The 19,304-nt window shown below is 72.6% G+C and carries 15 protein-coding genes and 3 pseudogenes; 13 read left to right on the forward strand and 5 right to left on the reverse strand.

Translation table 11 applies throughout. The annotated features are described in order from the left end of the window. Window positions 1–1,557, reverse strand: a complete 1,557-nt coding sequence (locus tag ACODT5_RS05710; protein ID WP_422518092.1) for an oxidoreductase — start codon at window positions 1,555–1,557, stop codon at window positions 1–3. Window positions 1,558–1,781: 224 nt separating this feature from the next. Next, window positions 1,782–2,741, reverse strand: a complete 960-nt coding sequence (locus tag ACODT5_RS05715; protein ID WP_422518093.1) for an alpha/beta hydrolase fold domain-containing protein — start codon at window positions 2,739–2,741, stop codon at window positions 1,782–1,784. A 315-nt stretch (window positions 2,742–3,056) separates the two neighbouring features. On the opposite strand from ACODT5_RS05715, the gene ACODT5_RS05720 reads away from it, so the two are divergent. From ACODT5_RS05720 to ACODT5_RS05780, 13 genes and pseudogenes are all read left to right on the forward strand, one after another. Beyond that, the gene (locus tag ACODT5_RS05720) at window positions 3,057–3,557 is read left to right on the forward strand and encodes an ATP-binding protein (protein ID WP_422518094.1); all 501 of its coding nucleotides are present in this window, start codon (window positions 3,057–3,059) and stop codon (window positions 3,555–3,557) included. A 158-nt stretch (window positions 3,558–3,715) separates the two neighbouring features. After that, window positions 3,716–5,386: pseudogene (locus ACODT5_RS05725) on the forward strand (AMP-binding protein); the annotation flags it as partial. A gap of 165 nt (window positions 5,387–5,551) precedes the next feature. Then, window positions 5,552–5,998: pseudogene (locus tag ACODT5_RS05730) on the forward strand (acyl-CoA thioesterase); the annotation flags it as partial. Then, the gene (locus ACODT5_RS05735; protein ID WP_422518095.1) at window positions 5,989–8,280 is read left to right on the forward strand and encodes an oxidoreductase; all 2,292 of its coding nucleotides are present in this window, start codon (window positions 5,989–5,991) and stop codon (window positions 8,278–8,280) included. The pseudogene ACODT5_RS05730 and the gene ACODT5_RS05735, both read left to right, overlap by 10 nt. Window positions 8,281–8,298: 18 nt before the next feature. After that, on the forward strand, window positions 8,299–9,351 hold the full coding sequence (locus ACODT5_RS05740) for a carbon-nitrogen hydrolase family protein (RefSeq protein WP_422518096.1): 1,053 nt from the start codon (window positions 8,299–8,301) through the stop codon (window positions 9,349–9,351). Beyond that, complete coding sequence (locus tag ACODT5_RS05745) at window positions 9,348–10,460, forward strand: cupin domain-containing protein (RefSeq protein ID WP_422518097.1); 1,113 nt, start codon at window positions 9,348–9,350, stop codon at window positions 10,458–10,460. The genes ACODT5_RS05740 and ACODT5_RS05745 overlap by 4 nt, the downstream gene beginning before the upstream one ends. 116 nt (window positions 10,461–10,576) lie before the next feature. Continuing rightward, window positions 10,577–11,491, forward strand: a complete 915-nt coding sequence (locus tag ACODT5_RS05750; RefSeq protein WP_422518098.1) for a fumarylacetoacetate hydrolase family protein — start codon at window positions 10,577–10,579, stop codon at window positions 11,489–11,491. Window positions 11,492–11,602: 111 nt separating this feature from the next. Next, window positions 11,603–12,346 (forward strand): maleate cis-trans isomerase family protein, encoded by a 744-nt coding sequence (locus tag ACODT5_RS05755; protein WP_422519564.1) that lies wholly within the window; start codon window positions 11,603–11,605, stop codon window positions 12,344–12,346. Window positions 12,347–12,409: 63 nt separating this feature from the next. Continuing rightward, on the forward strand, window positions 12,410–13,249 hold the full coding sequence (locus ACODT5_RS05760) for a PaaX family transcriptional regulator (protein WP_422518099.1): 840 nt from the start codon (window positions 12,410–12,412) through the stop codon (window positions 13,247–13,249). A gap of 150 nt (window positions 13,250–13,399) precedes the next feature. Next, a pseudogene (locus tag ACODT5_RS05765) lies at window positions 13,400–13,459 on the forward strand (hypothetical protein); the annotation flags it as partial. A gap of 323 nt (window positions 13,460–13,782) precedes the next feature. After that, window positions 13,783–15,186, forward strand: coding sequence for a GH1 family beta-glucosidase (locus tag ACODT5_RS05770; RefSeq protein WP_422518100.1), 1,404 nt, complete (start codon window positions 13,783–13,785; stop codon window positions 15,184–15,186). After that, window positions 15,183–16,430, forward strand: coding sequence for an MFS transporter (locus tag ACODT5_RS05775; protein WP_422518101.1), 1,248 nt, complete (start codon window positions 15,183–15,185; stop codon window positions 16,428–16,430). Before ACODT5_RS05770 ends, ACODT5_RS05775 begins: the two co-directional genes overlap by 4 nt. A 95-nt stretch (window positions 16,431–16,525) precedes the next feature. After that, complete coding sequence (locus ACODT5_RS05780) at window positions 16,526–17,557, forward strand: VanW family protein (RefSeq protein WP_422518102.1); 1,032 nt, start codon at window positions 16,526–16,528, stop codon at window positions 17,555–17,557. On the opposite strand, the gene ACODT5_RS05785 is transcribed toward ACODT5_RS05780, so the two are convergent. Genes ACODT5_RS05785 through ACODT5_RS05795 form a run of 3 tightly spaced genes read right to left on the reverse strand, consistent with a single transcriptional unit; the run spans window position 17,554 to window position 19,252 of the window. Continuing rightward, window positions 17,554–18,525 carry an NAD(P)-dependent alcohol dehydrogenase gene (locus tag ACODT5_RS05785; RefSeq protein WP_422518103.1) on the reverse strand — a complete coding sequence of 324 codons (972 nt, stop codon included), beginning with the start codon at window positions 18,523–18,525 and terminating at the stop codon, window positions 17,554–17,556. The genes ACODT5_RS05780 and ACODT5_RS05785 overlap by 4 nt on opposite strands. Further along, window positions 18,522–18,791: a helix-turn-helix transcriptional regulator gene (locus ACODT5_RS05790; RefSeq protein ID WP_479685659.1), complete on the reverse strand. Its 270-nt coding sequence runs from the start codon at window positions 18,789–18,791 to the stop codon at window positions 18,522–18,524. The genes ACODT5_RS05785 and ACODT5_RS05790 overlap by 4 nt, the downstream gene beginning before the upstream one ends. Beyond that, a complete protein-coding gene (locus ACODT5_RS05795; RefSeq protein WP_422518104.1) occupies window positions 18,785–19,252 on the reverse strand; it encodes a hypothetical protein in 468 nt (155 codons plus the stop codon). The genes ACODT5_RS05790 and ACODT5_RS05795 overlap by 7 nt, the downstream gene beginning before the upstream one ends. Between the last annotated feature and the right edge of the window lie 52 nt (window positions 19,253–19,304).

The following is a 19,304-nucleotide window of genomic DNA, read 5'->3' on the forward strand; positions in this document are numbered from 1 at the left end:
CTAGTTCTTCTGCAGGGCGCGGGTGACACCCGCGATGACGGCGGTCGTCAGCACCCAGCCGAAGGCGATCAGGAGGTAGGCCAGCGCCTGGAGGATGTCGTTCGACCAGTACCAGGCCGTGCGCTGACCCAGACCACCGACGGGGATCAAAAGGTCAAGTGTGTAGACAAGGGGCTGGAAGGGGGCGCCCTCGCCTTGCTTGACCGGGTTGGGGGAGCGCGTGCCGAAGGACAGCGTGCCCAGCAAGGTCAGCGCGAGGAGCCAGATGCCGGCCAGCCAGGGACGGTAGCCGTAACCGACGGTCGCGTCGAGCAGGTGTCCCCACGCGCGCGCGGCCAGGGGCAGGGTTTGACGCCGGTGGCGCTGTTTGGCCAGGAGTACGCGGCGGGCGTCGTCGTCGTGGCCGGCCTTCCGGTACCAGCTCGCCAACTGCTCATAGGGCTGGGGGTTGTAGCCCGGGCTGCGTCGTATCCACGCCACGCGGCGGGCCACGGAGTCCCGCCGTCCCACGGCCTCCCGCCGCTCGCCTGCCTCATCCACCTTGATGGAGCCGTAGACGAAGCCGTCCAGCTCCACCACCTTCGGCCAGCTGTGGTCGCTGTCGTGGAGGTAGGAGACTTGCGCGCCCCGCAGGTCCACGGCGGCGGACGGTTGCCGGGCGAGGGTGAAGTCGAAATCGACCGCCTGCATCAGCAGGGCGACCAATGACGGACCGCGCCCGTCGGGCGGCCCGTTGAGGACGGCTCCTTGAAAGGTCAAACTGTCCGAGATCCGGGAACCCCGCAGCCGTACGGTCCCGTTCGCGACGAACCCGTCGGAGAAGTCGAGCGTCGCGGCCACGGCGTTGTCCAGGGCGAGCGCCACCCCGCGCCGGCCGGGACGTTCCAGTAGAGCGCCCCGCATGTGCAGTCCGCCCGGCAGTTGTGCCCCCATGAGACGGACCTCACCGTGCGCGACGAATCCGTCCTCGCAGTAGACGCCACCCTCCGCAACCAGTCCGCCGGCGGACACGGCCCACTCCCCGGACGCGGTGATCTCAGCGCCGCTGAGGTTCACGGCGCCGCTCACGTGGGCGTTGATGAGCGACAGGGCGGTGACCCTGCGATGGCAGGGCGAGGCAGAGCCACCTCTCAGACGGGAGCGCCGCAGGTCAAGACGTCCCTCGATGCGGATCAAGCCCGCTTCCACGCCCGGCACGCGGCTGCCCACGATCGCAATCGACCGGGTCGACGCTCCGGAAAGGTCCACGCCCTCCTCGAACCAGCAGTCCTCCAGCCAGAGAGCGTGAGCGACCTGCGCGCCGGCCAGGTTGAGGTGCCCGGATATCCGCGCCCCAGCGAGCCTCAGGCAGGCGACGGCGCCCGTCTGCGCGGTGTTCGCGCCCTGAAGGAGCGCCACGATCACGGTGGCCCGGACCGTCCGACCGGGGCCCCACTGCCCGCCCTCGGAGACATCGTCATCCTCGGGCACACCCGTGCGCAGGTCCACGCGGCGTCCTTCGAGGACCAGATCCCAGAGCTCGCGCTCGGGTGTATTCAACTGGTCGTATGAGAGCACTCGTGCAGAGTAGTGATCTTCCTTTGCACTCGCCTGCCCTATCGCGCACTGATCGGAGGGCGGCCCATTCTGTTAGGAGTTGTCAGGCGGAGGCTTCGCGCCGACGGCCCGCGGGGTGCACGCCTCGAGCCCGATCCGCACATCCGGGAGGGGCCCGGCGCCGCGCCGCGCGCCATCGGGTCGGGGCGGGCGGTGCGGGGCCGGGCCGTTGGCCCTGCCGGGGCTCAGGCAGTCAGGTGGCGGGCGAGGAAGGCGACGCTGTCGATGACGATGCGGTCGATGTCGGGAGAGCCGAGGAAGATGTGGTCGGCTCCCTCCACGGGGGTCAGGACGACCTCGCCCCCGGCCTTCGCGAGGGCCGCGGCGAGCTCCTCGCTCTGGCTGTAGGGGACCAGCCCGTCCAGGGTTCCGTGGATCAGCAGGAACGGCGGCGGGTCCGAGCCCTCGACGGCGTACGTGACGGGGCTCGCGGCCCGCGCCAGCTCCGGGCGTTCGGCGACGGACGCGCCGAGGAGGGCTTCGTACGGGTCGGGGAACTCGGCTCCGCCGGGCAGCGGCGGGAACGCCGGCATGGGGTGCTCGGCGAGGGTGAGCAGGTCGGAGACCCCGTACCAGTCGACGACGGCCCGTACGGCGGTGTCGCCGGCGCCCACTCCCTGCGTGCCCTCCAGTGCGACGGCGTCCGGGGTGTCCGCGCCGACGACCCCGGCGAGGGCCGCGAGGTGGCCGCCGGCGGACTCGCCCCAGACCCCGATCCGGTCCGGGTCTATGCCCAGTGCGGTGGCGAACTGCCGGACGTAGCGGATCGCGGCCTTCACGTCGTGCAGCTGGGCCGGGAACGGGGCCTCCAGGCTGTGCCGGTAATCGATCGAGACGAGGGCCAGCCCCGCCCCCAGCACCGACCCGTGCAGCAGCTCCACGGGCACGGTCGGCGGCGGATAGCGCCGGTCGCCGTCCAGCCAGCCGCCGCCGTGGATCCACACCACCGCCGGGAAGGGGCCTTCGCCGGCGGGTACCTGGACGTCGAGCAGCCGCGGGCGGTAGCCGGGGGAGGTCGCGTAGGTGATCCCGTCGAAGCGGCGGACCCCGTTCGCGTCCACGACGGCGGACTCGGGGGTGCGGAACGGCGGAGGCGGCCAGGTCATGTCCGCCGGATCGATCGCGGCAGGGAGCGATTGCGTCATTGCGGCCCTTCCAATCTGTTCGGCCCTGGGGCCGGGGGGGCAGGTGCGGGGTCCCGCCCCGGCCGCGCAAGCAATGAGCACCGGGTGTGCGTGCTGGGTGCTGGGTGCTGGGCACTCAGCGCTACGGACAAGGCTTCGTAACGTATGTCCGAAATGCTTGCGCGGGCCGGGGAGGAGGCCTAGCGTGTTACACGTGTAATCACGACTCTAGCGACGCGTTTCCGCAGACCACAAGAGCACGGGCAGTCCAAGTTCCCCGGCAGTTACACGAGCCACCGTGCGAATGTCGTCGCCTTCCCCCTCCGGGAGCACGCCATGCTCACCTCCACACCCCCCGCCACCCGGTCGGCCACCGACCCGGCCACCCCCGTCGACCCGGACGCCCCGGCCTCCGCGACCGCCCCCCGGGCCCGCGGCTTCGACCACTGGGCCGCCGAGCCCACCGCGGCGACCGCCCCCCTGTTCCGCTCCCGCGTGCGCTCGGTGCTCGACGGCTGGGAGGTCTCCGCCGAGATCGCGGACGTCCTGCTGCTGGCCGTCAGCGAGCTGGTCGGGAACGTCGTCCTGCACGCCGCCGACGCGGGCCGCCTGCGCGTCGGGATCTCCCTGCGAGGGGGATGGCTCCAGCTGGAGGTCGCCGACGGAGCCCCCTCGCTGCCGCGGCTGCCGCACCCCCGGGGCGAGGTGGACCCGGACGCCGAGGACGGCCGCGGCCTGCTGATCGTGCACCTGATGGCCACCGAGGTCGGCGGGCAACTCAGCGTCCAGGCCGATGAGTTCGGTAAGTCCGTACGGGTGCGCATACCGGTCGCCTGACGCCCGGATCGACGCGGATCGACGCGGATCGACGGACCCCGGGGAACCTCTCGGGCGGACGATCACCCCACAGAAATATGGCGAGGAATTGACGGCCGCCAAATTATCGAGATACTTGCCCCATCTCCCCCGCTGCTCCCTGATTGAGGTGCCGCCCCATGGAGCTCTCCCCTTCGGCGCACGCCGATACCTTCTGCCGCGACCGGCTCCCGCCGTTCGACCTCTGGCCCGAACTCCATTTCGACCTGCCGGAGTTGGACTACCCGGACCGGCTCAACTGCGCCCACAGCCTCCTCGACGACGCCGTCGAGCGCTGGGGACCCGACCGCCCCTGCCTGCTGACCACCGACGAGCGCTGGACGTACGGCGAGCTGCTGCGGCGGGCCAACCAGGTCGCGCAGGTGCTCACCGAGGACCTGGGCCTGCTCCCCGGGAACCGCGTGCTGCTGCGCGGCCCGAACAACCCCTGGCTCGTCGCCGCCTGGTTCGGCGTGCTCAAGGCGGGCGGGGTGGCCGTCACCACCGTGCCGCTGCTGCGCGCCGCCGAGCTCTCCGCCTTGTGCGAGATCAGCCTCCCCGCCGTCGCCCTGTGCGACCACCGCTACCTCGGGGAACTCCGGGCAGCGGCCGACGCCGCCACTGCCACCGACGCCGGACCAGGCCCCGGCCCCGGCCCCGGCCCCGGCCCCGGCAAGGCCACCGCCCCGCTGCTGGTCCCGTACGGCGGCCCCGGCGAGGACGACCTCGCCGCCCGCTGCGCGACCAAGTCCGGGGTCTTCACCTCCGTGGACACCGCCGCGGACGACGTAGCCCTGATCGCCTTCACCTCCGGCACCACCGGACGCCCCAAGGCGACCCTGCACTTCCACCGGGACGTGCTCGCGAACGCCGACACCTTCTCCCGGCACGTCCTGCGGCCGGAGCCCGACGACGTGTTCACCGGCACCCCGCCGCTCGCGTTCACCTTCGGGCTCGGCGGGCTGGTGGTCTTCCCGCTGCGCGTCGGGGCCTCCACCCTGCTCGTGGAGACGGCGACGCCGGGGCAGTTGGCCGACCTCGTGGCCGCGCACGGGGTGACCGTCCTGTTCACGGCGCCGACCGCCTACCGCGCGATCCTGGCCGCGGGCGCCGCCGGCCGGCTGGCCGGGCTGCGCCGCTGCGTATCGGCCGGCGAACCCCTGCCCGCCGCCGTGTGGGAGGAGTTCCACGCCGCCACCGGGCTGCGCATCATCGACGGCATCGGCGCCACCGAGATGCTGCACGTGTTCATCTCCGCGGCCGACGAGGACATCCGCCCCGGCTCCACGGGCCGGCCCGTCCCGGGCTACCGGGCAGCCGTCGTGGACGCGAACGGGGTGCCCGTCCCCGACGGGCAGCCCGGCCTGCTCGCCGTCACCGGGCCCACCGGCTGCCGCTACCTGGACGACCCGCGCCAGACCACGTACGTCCGGGACGGCTGGAACATCACGGGCGACACCTACATCCGCGACGCCGAGGGCTACTTCTGGTACGTGGCCCGCAGCGACGACATGATCGTCTCCTCGGGCTACAACATCGCGGGACCCGAGGTCGAGAAGGCACTGGCCGACCACCCGTACGTGGCGGACTGCGGCGTCGTCGGGGTCCCCGACGACCGGCGCGGGATGCTCGTCAAGGCGTACGTGGTCCTGCGCGCGGGCGTCCCGGCCGCCCCGGACACCGTCCGCACGCTCCAGGAGCACGTCAAGGCGGCCATCGCCCCCTTCAAGTACCCGCGTGCGGTGGAGTTCGTCACCGAGCTCCCCCGCACGGAGACCGGCAAGCTCCGGCGCGGCGAACTCCGCAGCCGGGGAGGGGAACCGGCGGAAGCCACCCCCACCGCCCCCGCCGTCCCGGCCCCGGACGACGGCGGCTGCGCCGCCGGGTGTCCCGAGGCGCAGGTGCCGCACCTGCCGAGCGTGGTCGTCGAGCGCCGGGTCGAGTGGACCGACACCGATGCCGCGGGCCACTACCACCACTCCACCGTGATCCGCTGGGTCGAGGCGGCCGAGGCCGTGCTGCTGCGCCGCCTGGGCCTGTCGCACCTCTTCGGCAGCACGCCCCGGGTCCACTTCGAGGCCGACTACCGGGCCCGGCTCTGGTTCGGCGAGGCCGTACGGACCGAGCTGCGGGTCACCAAGGTCGGCGCGAGCTCCCTCCACTACGCCTTCACCGTGCGCGGCGAGCCGGGCCCTCCGGGCCCGGACGGCACCGCGGATACGGACGGCACCGCGGACAGGGACGACACCGCGGGCCCGGACGGCGCGGTGGCCGCCACCGGCCGGATGGTCATCGCCCATTCCGCCGCCCGCGCGACCGGGACCACCCCCTGGCCCGCCGAGGTCCGCGAGGTCCTCACGAAGGCGGGCCGGCAGGCCCCCGAACTGATCGAGAACAACCGAGGAGGCGCCCCGTGCGCATAGCAGTCATCGGAGGCGGGCCGGGCGGCCTGTACTTCGCCGCCCTGGCCAAGCAGATCTCCCCACACTGGGAGGTGACCGTCTGGGAGCGCAACGCTCCCGACGACACCTTCGGCTTCGGGGTGGTCTTCTCCGACGAGACCCTCGACGGCATCGCGCAGGCCGATCCCTTCGTGCACGCCGCGATGTCGGCGGAGTTCGCCCGCTGGAGCGACATCGACGTCCGCCACCGCGGCCGGACCCTGACCTCCGGCGGGCACGGTTTCGCCGCTCTGGGCCGGCGCCGGCTGCTGGAGATCCTCCAGGAGCGCTGCGCCGCCTTGGAGGTGGACGTCCGCTACCGCACGCAGTCTCCTCCGCCGGATCAACTGGCCGCCGAATACGACCTGGTGGTCGCCTGTGACGGCGTGCGCTCGGCCACCCGGGCCGCCCACGGCGACACCTTCGGCACGGATCTCGACGAGCGCGCGGGCCGCTACATGTGGCTCGGCACGGACAAGGTCTTCGAGGCCTTCACCTTCATCGTGGAGGAACGGGACTTCGGCACGCTCCAGGTGCACGCGTACCCGTACGACGACACCCGTTCCACCTTCATCGTGGAGATGGACGAGGACACCTGGCGGCGCGGCGGATTCGCCGGGTCCGCCGGCCCGGGCCTCGTGCCCGGCGCCAGTGACGAGGAGGGGATCCGCCGCTGCGAGGAGATCCTCGCAGCGCACCTGGACGGCCACCGGCTCATTCCCAACAACTCCAAGTGGCTGCGCTTCACCACGGTGCGCAACAGCTCCTGGCGGCACGGCAACACCGTGCTGCTCGGGGACGCCGCGCACACGGCCCACTTCTCCATCGGCTCCGGCACCAAGCTCGCCATGGAGGACGCCCTCGCGCTGGCCGCCTGCCTGCACGAGCACCCCGACGTGGACAGCGCGCTGGCCGCCTACGAGGACGAGCGCAGGCCCGTCGTGGAGTCCACGCAGCGGGCGGCGCAGGCCAGCCTGGAGTGGTTCGAGAACATCGACCGGTACACCGGCCAGGACCCGCACCAGTTCGCCTTCAACCTGCTGACCCGCAGCCGCCGGGTCACCTACGACAACCTGCGGGTGCGTGACGAGGAGTTCACCACCGCCGTCAACACTTCGGCGCCGGTCCCGCCCATGTTCCGGCCCTTCCGGCTCGGCGGACTGCGCCTGCGCAACCGGATCGTCGTACCGCCCATGGCCCTGTCCACCGCCGTCGACGGAGTCCCGGGCGACTTCGACCTCGTCCACCTGGGCACCCAGTCCCTCGGCGGCGCGGCCCTGGTCATCGCCGGCATGACGGCGGTCAGCTCCGGCGGCCGCACCGACGCGGGCTGCCCCGGTCTGTGGACCGACGAGCAGGAGGCCGCCTGGCGCCGGATCACCGCCTTCGCCCACGGCCAGTCCGACACCTGTCTCGGCATCCAGCTGACCCACGCCGGCCGCCGGGCCGCCGGGGACGCGCCGCTGGCCGCCTCCGCACTGCCCTGGGAGGAGGGCGGACAGGTGCCCCGCGAGGCGAGCCGCGCCGATATGGACCTGGTCGTACGGGACTTCGTGCGCGCGGCCGAGCGCGCCGACCGGGCTGGCTTCGACGTCCTGGAACTCCAGTACGGGCACGGCCATTTGATGTCCGGGTTCCTTTCTCCGCTGACCAACCGGCGCACCGACGAGTACGGCGGACCGGTGGCGAACCGGCTGCGCTTCCCGCTCGAAGTGCTGGGCGCGGTGCGCGCGGTGTGGCCGGCCGGGAAGGCCCTCCTGGTCCGCGTCTCGGCCGCCGACTGGGCCGAGGGCGGCCTCGACGAGGCGGACGCCGTGCACATCGCGCGCGCCCTGGCCGCGGCGGGCGCCGACGCGATCGACGTCTCGACCGGCGAGGTCGTCTCCCACGAGCGGCCGTCCTTCGGGCGCAGCTACCAGACGCCGTACGCCGACCTGATCCGCAACACCACCGGGGTGGCGACCATCGCCGTCGGTGCGATCTCCACCTACGACGACGTGAACTCGGTGATCCTGGCGGGCCGCGCCGACCTGTGCGCGGTGGGCCGTGCCCAGCTCCACGACCCGCTGTGGACCCTGCACGCGGCCGTGGCCCAGGGGTACCGCGGACCGGCCGCGCCGTGGGCCCGGTCCTGGCGGGCCGGCAGCGCCCGGCCCCCGGCGGCGCGCACCGACCGGGTGCCGCCCCGCCTCGAACTGCTGCGGCGGCCCGCCGCACCGGTGCACCAGCGATGGCTGCCGCGCGTCGCCGCGCCGGCCCTCTGAACGGAACGGCCGAAGCCCGTGCATACCCACGAGACCCGTCACACCCGCTCCCCGAACGCGCTGCCCCGCTTCACCGCGGCCGCCGTCCAGGCCGCTCCCGTCTACCTCGATCCCGCCGCCACCGTCGACAAGGCCGTCGCCCTGATCGCGGAGGCCGCCGGGAAGGGCGCCGAACTCGTCGTGTTCCCCGAGGCGTTCGTGCCCGGCTACCCGTACTGGAACTGGACGATGAACCCGGTCCAGGGTTCGCCCTGGTTCGAGCGCCTGCAGCGCGCGTCCATCGACGTCCCCGGCCCGCACGTGGACACCCTGCGCGCGGCGGCCCGCCAGTACGGGGTCGTCCTGGTCATCGGCGTCAACGAACGCGCCCCGCACAGCCTGGGCGTGCTCTACAACACGCTGCTGACCATCGGCCCCGACGGCGAGCTGCTCGGCATTCACCGCAAGCTGGTGCCCACTTGGGCCGAGAAGCTCACCTGGACCGGCGGTGACGGCAGTTCCCTGCGCGTCCACCAGACCCCCGTCGGCCCGGTCGGCGCCCTCGCGTGCGGGGAGAACACCAACACCCTGGCCCGTTTCACGCTCCTGGCCCAGGGCGAACTGGTGCACGCGGCCTGCTACATCGCCCTGCCCGTGGCGCCCACCGACTACGACATGGCCGAGGCCATCGCCGTCCGTACCGCGGCCCACAGCTTCGAGGGCAAGGTCTTCTCGGTCGTCGCCTGCTCGACCGTCTCCCCCGAGATCGTCGACGCGGTCGCCGGTGAGGACGAGGAGGTGCGGGCCCTGTTCGCCCGGCCGCGCAGCGCCCTGTCGGGCATCTTCGGCCCCGACGGCCGCCCGGTCACGGAGCCGCTCGTCGACGTCGAGGGCATCGTCTACGCCGAGATCGACCTGAACCGGTGCATCCAGCCGAAGCAGATGCACGACATCACCGGGCACTACAACCGCTTCGACGTCTTCCGCCTCGAAGTGGACAACCGGCCGCGCCTGCCGGTCAGTTTCACCGTCCCGCAGCCCGGTCCGCACTCCGCCCAGCCGACCACCATCGCCCCCGAGGAGGACGCATGACCACCGACCAGGACGACACCGCGCTCGGCCGCGCCCGGGTGTCCGACACCCCCGAACTCACCGCCTACTACGGCGAGCTCGAAGCCCTGGAGGCCGGCGCGCTGTGGACGGTGGCCAACGACATCGAGCCCTGGTACCCGCAGCCCAAGTCCGTTCCCGTGCTGTGGCGTTACGAGGAGCTGCGGCCGCTGGTCCACAAGGCCCTCGGCCTGGTCCGGGCCGACGATGCGGGCCGCCGCGTGGTGATGCTGGTCAACCCCGGCCGCAGGGACGTCAGCGCCGCCGCCGGACTCCTCTACACCGGGCTGCAGATCATGGGGCCCGGCGAGGCGATGACCGCCCACCGCCATCAGGCGGCGGCGCTGCGCTTCGTGCACGAGGGCACCGGGGCGTGGACGATCGTGGACGGCCAGAAGCTGAAGGTCGGCCCGCGCGACTTCGCCATCACCCCGAACGGCACCTGGCACGAGCACGGCAACGACGCCACCGACGCCCCGGTGATCTGGCAGGACGGCCTCGACATCCCGCTGGTCAACGCCTTGGACGCCGGGTTCTACGAGGTCCACCCGGAGCTGTACCAGCAGCCCGGGAAGGTGGTGAACTCCTCGGTCCTGACCTACGCCGCGAACCTGCTCCCGTACGGCTCCGAGAAGTGGACCCGCCCCTACTCCCCGCTGCTCGCCTACCCCTGGGAGCAGACCTACGAGGCCCTGCGCGGCCTGGCCGCGGCCACCGGTGGATCCCCGTACGACGGGGTCATCGCGGAGTACACGAACCCGGTGACCGGCGGTTCGGTGATGCCCACCATGAGCGCCCACATGCAGCTGCTGCGCCCGGGCCAGGCCACCCTGGCCCACCGCCACACCGGGTCGGTGATCTACACGGCGGCGAAGGGACACGGCGTGTCGGTGATCGCCGGGCAGCGCTTCGAGTGGAAGCAGGGCGACGTGTTCTGCGTCCCGTCCTGGGCCTGGCACGAGCACCACAACCTCGACCCGTCCGAGGACGCCTGCCTGTTCTCCTTCAACGACTTCCCCGTCATGCGGTCCCTCGGCTTCCACCGCGAAGAGGCGTACCCGGACAACGGCGGGCACCAGCCCGCCTCCTGAGCCGCGTCGCCGCACCGGACCGCCGGCCCTGACACCGGTCCCGGTGCGGCGGCGCACCCCCGCGCTGCCACTGCCTCCTTCCCCTTCCGCCTTCCCTCTCCCCCTAGGAGCCACCGATGCGACTGGTGACCTACACGACCGCGCCGATGACCGCCACCGCCGACCGTCTGGGCGCCCAGGCCGACGGCCTGGTGTACGACCTCGTGGCCCTCGCCCGGCACGCGGGCGTGGACCTGCCCGCCGACCTGCTCTCCTTCGTCCGGGCCGGCGCCCCCGCCCGGGAGACGGCCGCCCGCCTGCTGGCCGGCGACCCCGCGGACCGGCCCGCCGGGGCCGTCCACCGCCTGGAGGACGTCACCCTGCGCGCCCCGCTGCGACCCGGCAAGATCATCGGGGTCGGGCTGAACTACGTGGAGCACGTGGAGGAGTCCAGCCGGAGCCTGGACACCGACAAGGACCTGCCCCCGCGTCCGGTGCTGTTCAGCAAGCCCGCCACCGCCGTCACCGGCCCCGGGGCGCCGATCCTGCACAACGCCGACCTCACGACGCAGCTCGACTGGGAGTGCGAGCTCGCCGTGGTCATCGGCCGGACCGCCTTCCGGGTGACCGAGGAGGAGGCGTACGGCCACATCTTCGGCTACAGCGTCGTCAACGACATCAGCGCCCGCGACCAGCGCCGTTCGGGCCAGTGGTTCTTCTCCAAGGGGCAGGACTCCTACGCCCCCTTCGGCCCGGCCGTGGTCACCGCCGACGAGGTCCCGGACCCGATGGACCTCGACCTCGAACTGCGGGTGAACGGGGTCACGAAGCAGAAGTCCAACACCCGCCACATGCTGTTCCCGATCGCCCGGCTCATCGCCGACATCAGCTCGGGCGTGACCCTGGAGCCCGGCGACGTCATCGCGACCGGCTCGCCCTCCGGCGTCGGGGCCGGCATGGTCCCGCCCGAGTTCCTCGTGCCCGGCGACACCGTCGAGGCCACCGTCGAGATCATCGGCACCCTCGCCAACCCCGTCGTCGACGCCCGCTGAACCCGGCCCCGAACACCCCGACACCCCAACACCCCGATACAGAACCGAGGAGCACCCGTGCCGCCCCGTACCTACCGCATCGGCCAGATCGTCCCGAGTTCCAACGTCACCATGGAAACCGAGGTGCCCGCGATCCTGCGCGCCCGCATGGAGATCGCGCCCGACGACCGCTTCACCTTCCACTCCAGCCGCATGCGCATGACCCATGTGACGCCGGAGCAGCTCAGGGCCATGGACGCCGATTCCGACCGCTGCGCCGTGGAGCTCTCCGACGCACGGGTCGACGTGCTCGGCTATGCCTGTCTGGTCGCCATCATGAGCATGGGCCTCGGCTACCACCGCACCTCCGAGGACCGTCTGCACACGCGCACCGTGGAGAACGGGGCCCCCGCCCCCGTGGTCACCAGCGCCGGCGCCCTGGTCCACGGGCTGCACACGATGGGCGCCAAGAAGGTGGCCCTGCTGGCCCCGTACATGCGCCCGCTCACGCAGACCGTCGTCGACTACCTCACCCACGAGGGCATCGAGGTCCTCGACCACCACGCCCTGGAGATCCCGAACAACCTCGACGTGGCCGCCCACGACCCGGCCAGGCTTCCCGGCCTGGCCCGCGCCCTGGACTACGCCGACGCCGACGCGGTCGTCCTGTCGGCCTGCGTGCAGATGCCCTCGCTCAGCGCCATCGAGGAGGCCGAGCAGCTGCTCGGCAAGCCTGTCGTCTCCGCGGCCGTCTGCACCGCCCACCAGATGCTGCGCGCCCTCGACCTGCCGGCCGTCGCACCCGGCGCCGGTCATCTGCTCTCCGGCGCGTACGCGCAGGCTCCCCTGCACTCGGGGACGCGGGCCTCGGGGTGACCGGGGGCGGCCCGGCCGCCGCCCCTCGATAGGATCACCACCCCACACCACGGGAAGGTGATCATGTCGGACAGCCCCCTCAGGCCCAGCTCGTTGATCAGTACGGTCTACGGGGCCTTCGTGCGCGGGAGCGGCGGCTGGATCTCCGTCGCCGACCTGATCACGCTCATGTCGGAACTCGGCGTGGAGAGCCAGGCCGTGCGCTCGGCCATCTCCCGGCTCAAGAAGAAGGGCGTGCTCGAACCTGAGCGCCGCGGTGCCACCGGGTACCGGCTCAGCCCGGCCGTCCACCCCGTCTTCGACGCCGGCGACCGGCGCATCTTCGCCAGCCTCGAGCCGGCGGACCTCGGCGACGGCTGGGCCATGGCGGTCTTCTCCGTGCCGGAGTCCGAGCGCTCCCACCGCTACCAGCTGCGCACCAGGCTGACCTGGCTCGGCTTCGGCAACATCGCCCCCGGCGTGTGGCTGGCGCCGGGCCGGCTCCTGGAGGACGCGCGCGACATGCTCGTCCGGCTCGGCCTGAGCGAGTACGTCCACCTGTTCGCGGCCGCCGACTACGCCGCGTTCAGCGACCTGCCGGAGGCGGTGAGCTCCTGGTGGGACTTCCCCGCGATCCAGGCCCAGTACGCCACGTTCACCGGCGCGTACGCACCGGTCGCCGCGAAGCTCGCCCTGCAGGACGGCATCGACGCCGCCGAGGCCTTCCGCCACTACGTGCCGATGCTCACCGAGTGGCGCCGGCTCCCCTACCTCGATCCGGGTCTCCCCGCCGAGCTGCTCCCCGCGGACTGGAACGCCGTGGGCGCCCGGCAGGTCTTCCAGCAGCTTCACGAGGTCCTGGCGGGGCCGGGCCTGCGGCACGTACAGGACGTGACGGGCTCCTCCGGGGGAAGCGGCGCCTGAGGGAGCGCTCCCTCAGGACGATTCGCGGACCACGAGGTCGTTCGGCATGAGCACCCGGTCCCTGGAGCCGCCCTCGATCAGGCCCAGGAGCAGCCGCACGGTGGCCGTGGCCTGGTCGGCCATTTCGAGCCGACCTCCCAGGTCTGCCGCGTGTGCGGCGCCAAGAACGGCCCCAAGTCCCTGCACGTCCGCGTCCGCGTCCGGGAGTGCGGGTACTGCGGGGCCGTCCTGGACCGCGACATCAACGCGGCGGTCAACCTCGCCGAGGCGCCGAGGCCGCCGGACCGGCGGTATCAGCCTGTCGAGCGCAGGCAGGACCGGGGCCCGTCCCGACTGGCGGCAACCCGGACGGCCTCTCGCCTTCCTCGGGCATGGCCTCCTCTTCGCCGCCGCCCTGCGGGCCCGCCTCGCGCAGGCGTTGCTGCTCGACGCGGCCCGCTCCGGCAAAAGTTGAGAATTGTTCACTTTTCATTGACAGGGCGGGTCCGGGGACCCGAAAGTGCCGTGAACGTCCCCGACCGAAGCGAGTCCGCATGCCCGCGTCCGTACCGCCCGTGTCACCCGCGCCTTCCGCGGCGCCCGTTCCCCGTTTCCCGGCCGGCTTCCGCTGGGGGGTCTCCGCCTCCGCGTTCCAGATCGAGGGCTCGCCCACCGCCGACGGCCGGGGTCCCTCCTCCTGGGACGCCTTCACCCGGGAGCGGGGGCGCGTCAAGGACGGCTCGCACGCGGAGGTGGCCACCGACCACTACCGCCGCTACCGCGAGGACGTGGCCCTGATGGGCGGACTGGGCGTGGACGCCTACCGGTTCTCCGTCTCCTGGTCCCGGGTCCTGCCCGAGGGGCACGGGGCCGTCAACCGGGCGGGGCTCGACTTCTACGACCGGCTCGTCGACGAGCTGTGCGCCGCGGGGATCGACCCGGTGCCCACCCTCTTCCACTGGGACACCCCGCTGGCCCTGGAGGAGCGGGGCGGCTGGCTGGAGCGCGACACCGCCGAGCGGTTCGCGGCGTACGCCTCGGTGGTCGCGGAGCGGCTGGCCGACCGCGTGCCCATGTGGATCACCATCAACGAGCCCGCCGAGGTGACCCTCCTCGGCTACGGCCTCGGCGAGCACGCCCCGGGCAAGCAGCTCGTCTTCGACGCCCTGCCCGCCGCCCACCACCAGCTGCTGGCCCACGGTCTGGGCGTACAGGCCCTGCGCGCGGCGGGCGCCCGCCACATCGGCATAGCCGCCTCGCACAGCCCCGTGTGGGCCGCCGGCGAGGGCGAAGAGGACCGGGCCGCCGCCGCGTTGTACGACACGCTCACCAACCGCCTCTTCGCCGACCCGATCCTGACCGGCGCCTACCCGGACGGCCTGGAGTCCCTGCTGCCCGGCCCGGTGGCCGAGGACCTCAAGGCGATCTCGGCACCGCTGGACTGGTACGGGGTCAACTACTACAACCCGATGCTCGTCGGCGCCCCCACCCCGGCCGGCGCCTCCGCCTTCGGCGGGATCGAGATCCCCTCCGGCCTCCCCTTCGGCATCCGGGAGATCGAGGGGTACGAACGCACCGACTTCGACTGGCCGGTGGTCCCGGACGGGCTGCGCGAACTGCTCGCCACCCTGCGCGAGCGCTACGGCGACCGGCTGCCGCCGCTGTACATCACCGAGAACGGCTGCTCGTACGGGGACGGGCCGGATCCGGGCACGGGCCGGATCGAGGACGCGCGCCGGATCGCCTACCACGAGGGTCATGTCCGCGCCCTGCACGAGGCGATGGCCGAGGGGGCCGACGTCCGCGGCTACTTCATCTGGTCGATCCTCGACAACTTCGAATGGGCGGAGGGCTACCGGCAGCGGTTCGGCCTGGTCCACGTCGACTACGAGACCCTCGCGCGGACCCCCAAGGAGTCGTACGCCTGGTACCGCGACCTGATCCAGAGCGGCAGGTGACCGCCGGGCCGAAGGCCGCCGCGGCGGAGGTGACCGCCACGCCGCCGGGCGGCCGGTGGGTGAGCGCGCTGTCCCTCGCCAACCTCGGGGTGTGGGTCGGCTGGTTCGGCCCGCTCCAGCTGCTGCTGGCACGCCAGGCCGAGTTCCTCACCCCGGAGAACAAGGCGTCCACCCTCGCCCTGGTGACGGGGCTGGGGGCGGCCGTCTCGATGGTGGCCAATCCCGTCTTCGGAGCCCTGTCCGACCGTACGACGGCGCGCGCGGGCCGCCGCATCCCCTGGGTGGTCGCCGGGGTGACGGGCGGGGCGGCGGGCCTGGTGGTCCTCGGGTTCGCGCAGAGCCTCACGGTGGTGATCGCGGGCTGGTGCCTGGTGCAGCTCGCCCTCAACGCCGCCTTCGCCGCGCTCACCGCGGCCGTCCCCGACCAGGTACCGGCCCGGCAGCGCGGGCTGGTCGGCGGCTGGCTCGGCGTCTCCCAGGTCATCGGGATCCTGGTCGGCACGGCGCTGGCCACCGTCGCGGGCGGGATCACCGCCGGCTACCTGGCCTGCGCGGCCTTCTCCGTCCTCGCGGCCGTGCCGTACGTGCTGATGCGGCGGGACTCGGTGCTCGCCCCCGCCGCCCGGCCGGCCTTCCGGTGGCGCGGCTTCCTGACCGGCTTCTGGATCGACCCGCGCCGCCACCCCGATTTCGGCTGGGCCTGGCTGACCCGCTTCCTGATGAACCTCTCGTACTCCATCAGCACGATGTACCTGCTCTACTACCTCACCGACGCCGTGCGCTACCGGGGCGACGCGGACACCGGGGTCCTGATCCTCACGGCGCTCAACGCCCTCACCCTGCTGTCCACCGTGGTGATCAGCGGCATCCGGTCCGACCGCAGCGGCCGCCGCAAGTCCTACGTCATCCGGTCGGGGCTGGTCATCGCCGCGGCCACGCTGCTGCTCGCCGTCTGGCAGACCTGGACCGGCGCGGTCGTCGCCTCGCTCGTCCTGGGCCTCGGCTTCGGCGTGTACACGGCGGTGGACTTCGCCCTGCTCACGGACGTGCTGCCGACCGCCGAGGACCGGGGCAAGGACCTGGGCGTCATCAACATCGCCAACGCGCTGCCGCAGGTGCTGGCCCCGGTGATCGCGGCCCCGGTCGTCACCCACCTCGGCGGGTACACGGCCCTGTACGCGCTGGCCGGAGCTCTGGCCCTGGTGGGATCGCTGCTGGTCAGGCGGATCCGCTCGGTCCCGTAGGCCTCCGGATCGTGAGACCCGGCACATTTCTCACCCTTTTGGTCCGTTTTGGACCAAACTTGTGTGGTTCGGATTCCGCAGCGACAGGGAGAGACATGCGACGCGCCCACGGCCGTACGGCCACCACGCGGATCGCCCTGATATCGGCCGGGACGGCCGCCGTGCTCGGCCTCGGCGGCCTCGTAGCCGGTTCCGCGGCCGCCGCGGGCACGCCCGCCCCGGACCGCACCGCCGGGCCCACGGCCACACCCTCGGCAACGGCCCCGGCCACCGCCACCGCCCCGGCAGCCGTCGGGCAGCAGGTCCTCTCCACCTTCACCGTCGCCTATCCCGCGGCGCCCTACCGGACGCACAACATCGCGCGCGCCGTGGAACTGATCAACGGGGCCGTCGTCCAGCAGGGCGACATCTGGAGCTTCAACCAGGCGGTGGGCGAGCGGACCGTGGAGAACGGCTTCGTCGACGGCATCATGATCAACGACGGCCGTTACGTGAAGTCCCCCGGCGGCGGGGTCTCCGCGGTCGCGACGACCATGTACAACGCCATGTTCTTCGCGGGCCTGAAGCCCGTCGAGCACGGGGCCCACTCCTTCTACATCGAGCGGTACCCGGAAGGCCGCGAGGCCACCGTCGCCTGGGGCACCCTCGACCTGCGCTGGCAGAACGACTCGGGGCACCCCGTGACCGTCCGGGCCTCCTCCACCTCCAACTCGGTGACCGTCACGCTGCTCGGCACGAAGCAGTACGACGAGGTGCGCGCCACCCACAGCCCGCGCACGAACGTCACCCCGCCGGCGAAGCGCACCGTCAGCGGCCCGACGTGCGAGCCGCAGACCCCGCTGGAAGGGTTCGACGTCTCCGTCGACCGCGTCTTCGTCCGGGGCGGCCGCGAGGTCGGCCGCGAGACGTTCCGTACGCACTACACCCCGCGCGACGAGATCGTCTGCGCCCCGGAATCCCCCACGGCCACGCCCGGCGCGACCCCCTCGGGCACCCCGGGAACCCCGTCGGGCACCCCCGGGATCCCGGCCGCGCCCACGGCGCCCGGCGCCTCCTCCGCTCCGAGCGCGTCCACCGCGTCCGGCAGCAACACCGGCACGGCTCCTGCGCCCACGCCCACGCCTTAGGGCACGATCAGCATCTTTCCGCGCGCCTCGCCCCGGTGGAGCCGGTCGATGGCGTCCGGGGCCCCGGCGAGCCCGCAGGTGCGCTGGACGGCCGGGGACAGGGTGCCGTCCTCGACGTGCCCCCGCAGCACCTCCAGGTCGGCCTGACGCTCGGCGGAGATGAACCCCTTGAGGCCGTGGCGCACGAAGGGGTTCAGCAGCGCGGCCCACAGGACCCGGCCCATGCCGCCCAGCCAGGGGCCGCCACCCTCGCCGCCGACGATCACGAGCGTCCCGCGCGGGGTCAGGGCGCGCCGCAGGTGCGACAGGGCCCGGTTGCCCGCGGTGTCCAGGATGAGGTCGTAGCGGCGGACGCCGTCCGCGAACTCCTCGCGCTTGTAGTCGATGACCTCGTCCGCGCCGAGCCCGCGCACCAGCTCCGTCTTGGTGGTGCTGCACACCCCGGTGACGTGTGCCCCGTACGCCTTGGCCAGCTGTACCGCGAAGGTGCCGACCCCGCCCGCGGCGCCGATGACCAGGACCCGCTGCCCGGGCCGTACGCGCCCGGCGTCGCGCAGCGCCTGGAGGGCGGTGAGTCCGGAGATCGGGAGGGCGGCCGCCTGCTCCAGGGGCATCCCGGCGGGCTTGTGCGCCAGCTTGTCCTGCCGGGCGGTCGCGTACTGCGCGAAGGAGCCCTCGCAGATGCCGAACACCTCGTCCCCCTCGCGGAAGGCGCTCACGCCCTCGCCGACCGCCTCGACCCGGCCGGAGACCTCCCGGCCGCGCACGGGCACGCTGGGTGCGCGCAGTCCGTAGCCGAGGAGCCGCAGCAGGTAGGGCTTGCCGCTCATCAGGTGCCAGACCCCCGCGTCCAGCGCGGCGGCCCGGACGGCTATGAGCACCTCGCCCGTGCCCGGTCTCGGCGTTTCGATGTCCCTGAGCTCCAGTACTTCGCTGGAGCCGTACGTGTCCTGCACGATCGCCTTCACGGCGCCGTCCCTTCCTCGTCTGCAGCGTTTGCGTGGTCCGTGCCGTCTGCGCCGTCCGCGTACTGGAATACCTGTTCGAGCGGCACCGCGAAGACGCGGGCGATCCTGAACGCCGTCTCCAGCGAGGGCGAGTAGCGGCCCTTCTCGATGGCGATGACGGTCTGACGGGTCACGCCGATGCGCTCCGCCAGCTCCGCCTGGGTCATCTCCGCGCGCTCGAAGCGCAGGATCCTGATCCGGTTCGTGATGCCCGTCGGCTTCACCACGACTGGAACCCCGTGCGGTAGGCGGCGAGCTTGACGAGCGAGCCGAGCACCGCCGAGAGGACGAAGCCCAGGTAGAGGGCGTTCGAGATCCAGAAGCGGTCCGCGCCGGCCATCGAGAGGATCAGCGCGGCCACGGCGCCGATGGCGAGGAAGGACTGCCCGGCGTGCTCGCCTAGGCGGCCGATCTCCCTGTCCCGCTGGTCCTTGACCTCGGCCTCGCCGGGCTTGGCCAGCGCCACGGTGATGTTGAGGAGGATCGCGGCGGCGATGGCGCCGCCGACCGTCCAGAGCAGCGGCGTGATGTACGGGACCTCCGCCAGGGGTACCCCGTCGCCGGACCGGCCCAGCACGAGGGCCAGGTAGACCGCGTACCCGATGACCGCGACCACCCCCATGATCCACGCGCGCTTCTCTTCGAAGGCCACGACCGCACCCGCTCCCATGTAAAAGAACTTTGACATCACGAATGTAAAAGGATCCATACCCGGTGTCAATGATTTCTTACATCGGTCT

The organism is Streptomyces tatrensis (assembly GCF_049310065.1).
In the GTDB taxonomy this organism is placed as follows: domain Bacteria; phylum Actinomycetota; class Actinomycetes; order Streptomycetales; family Streptomycetaceae; genus Streptomyces.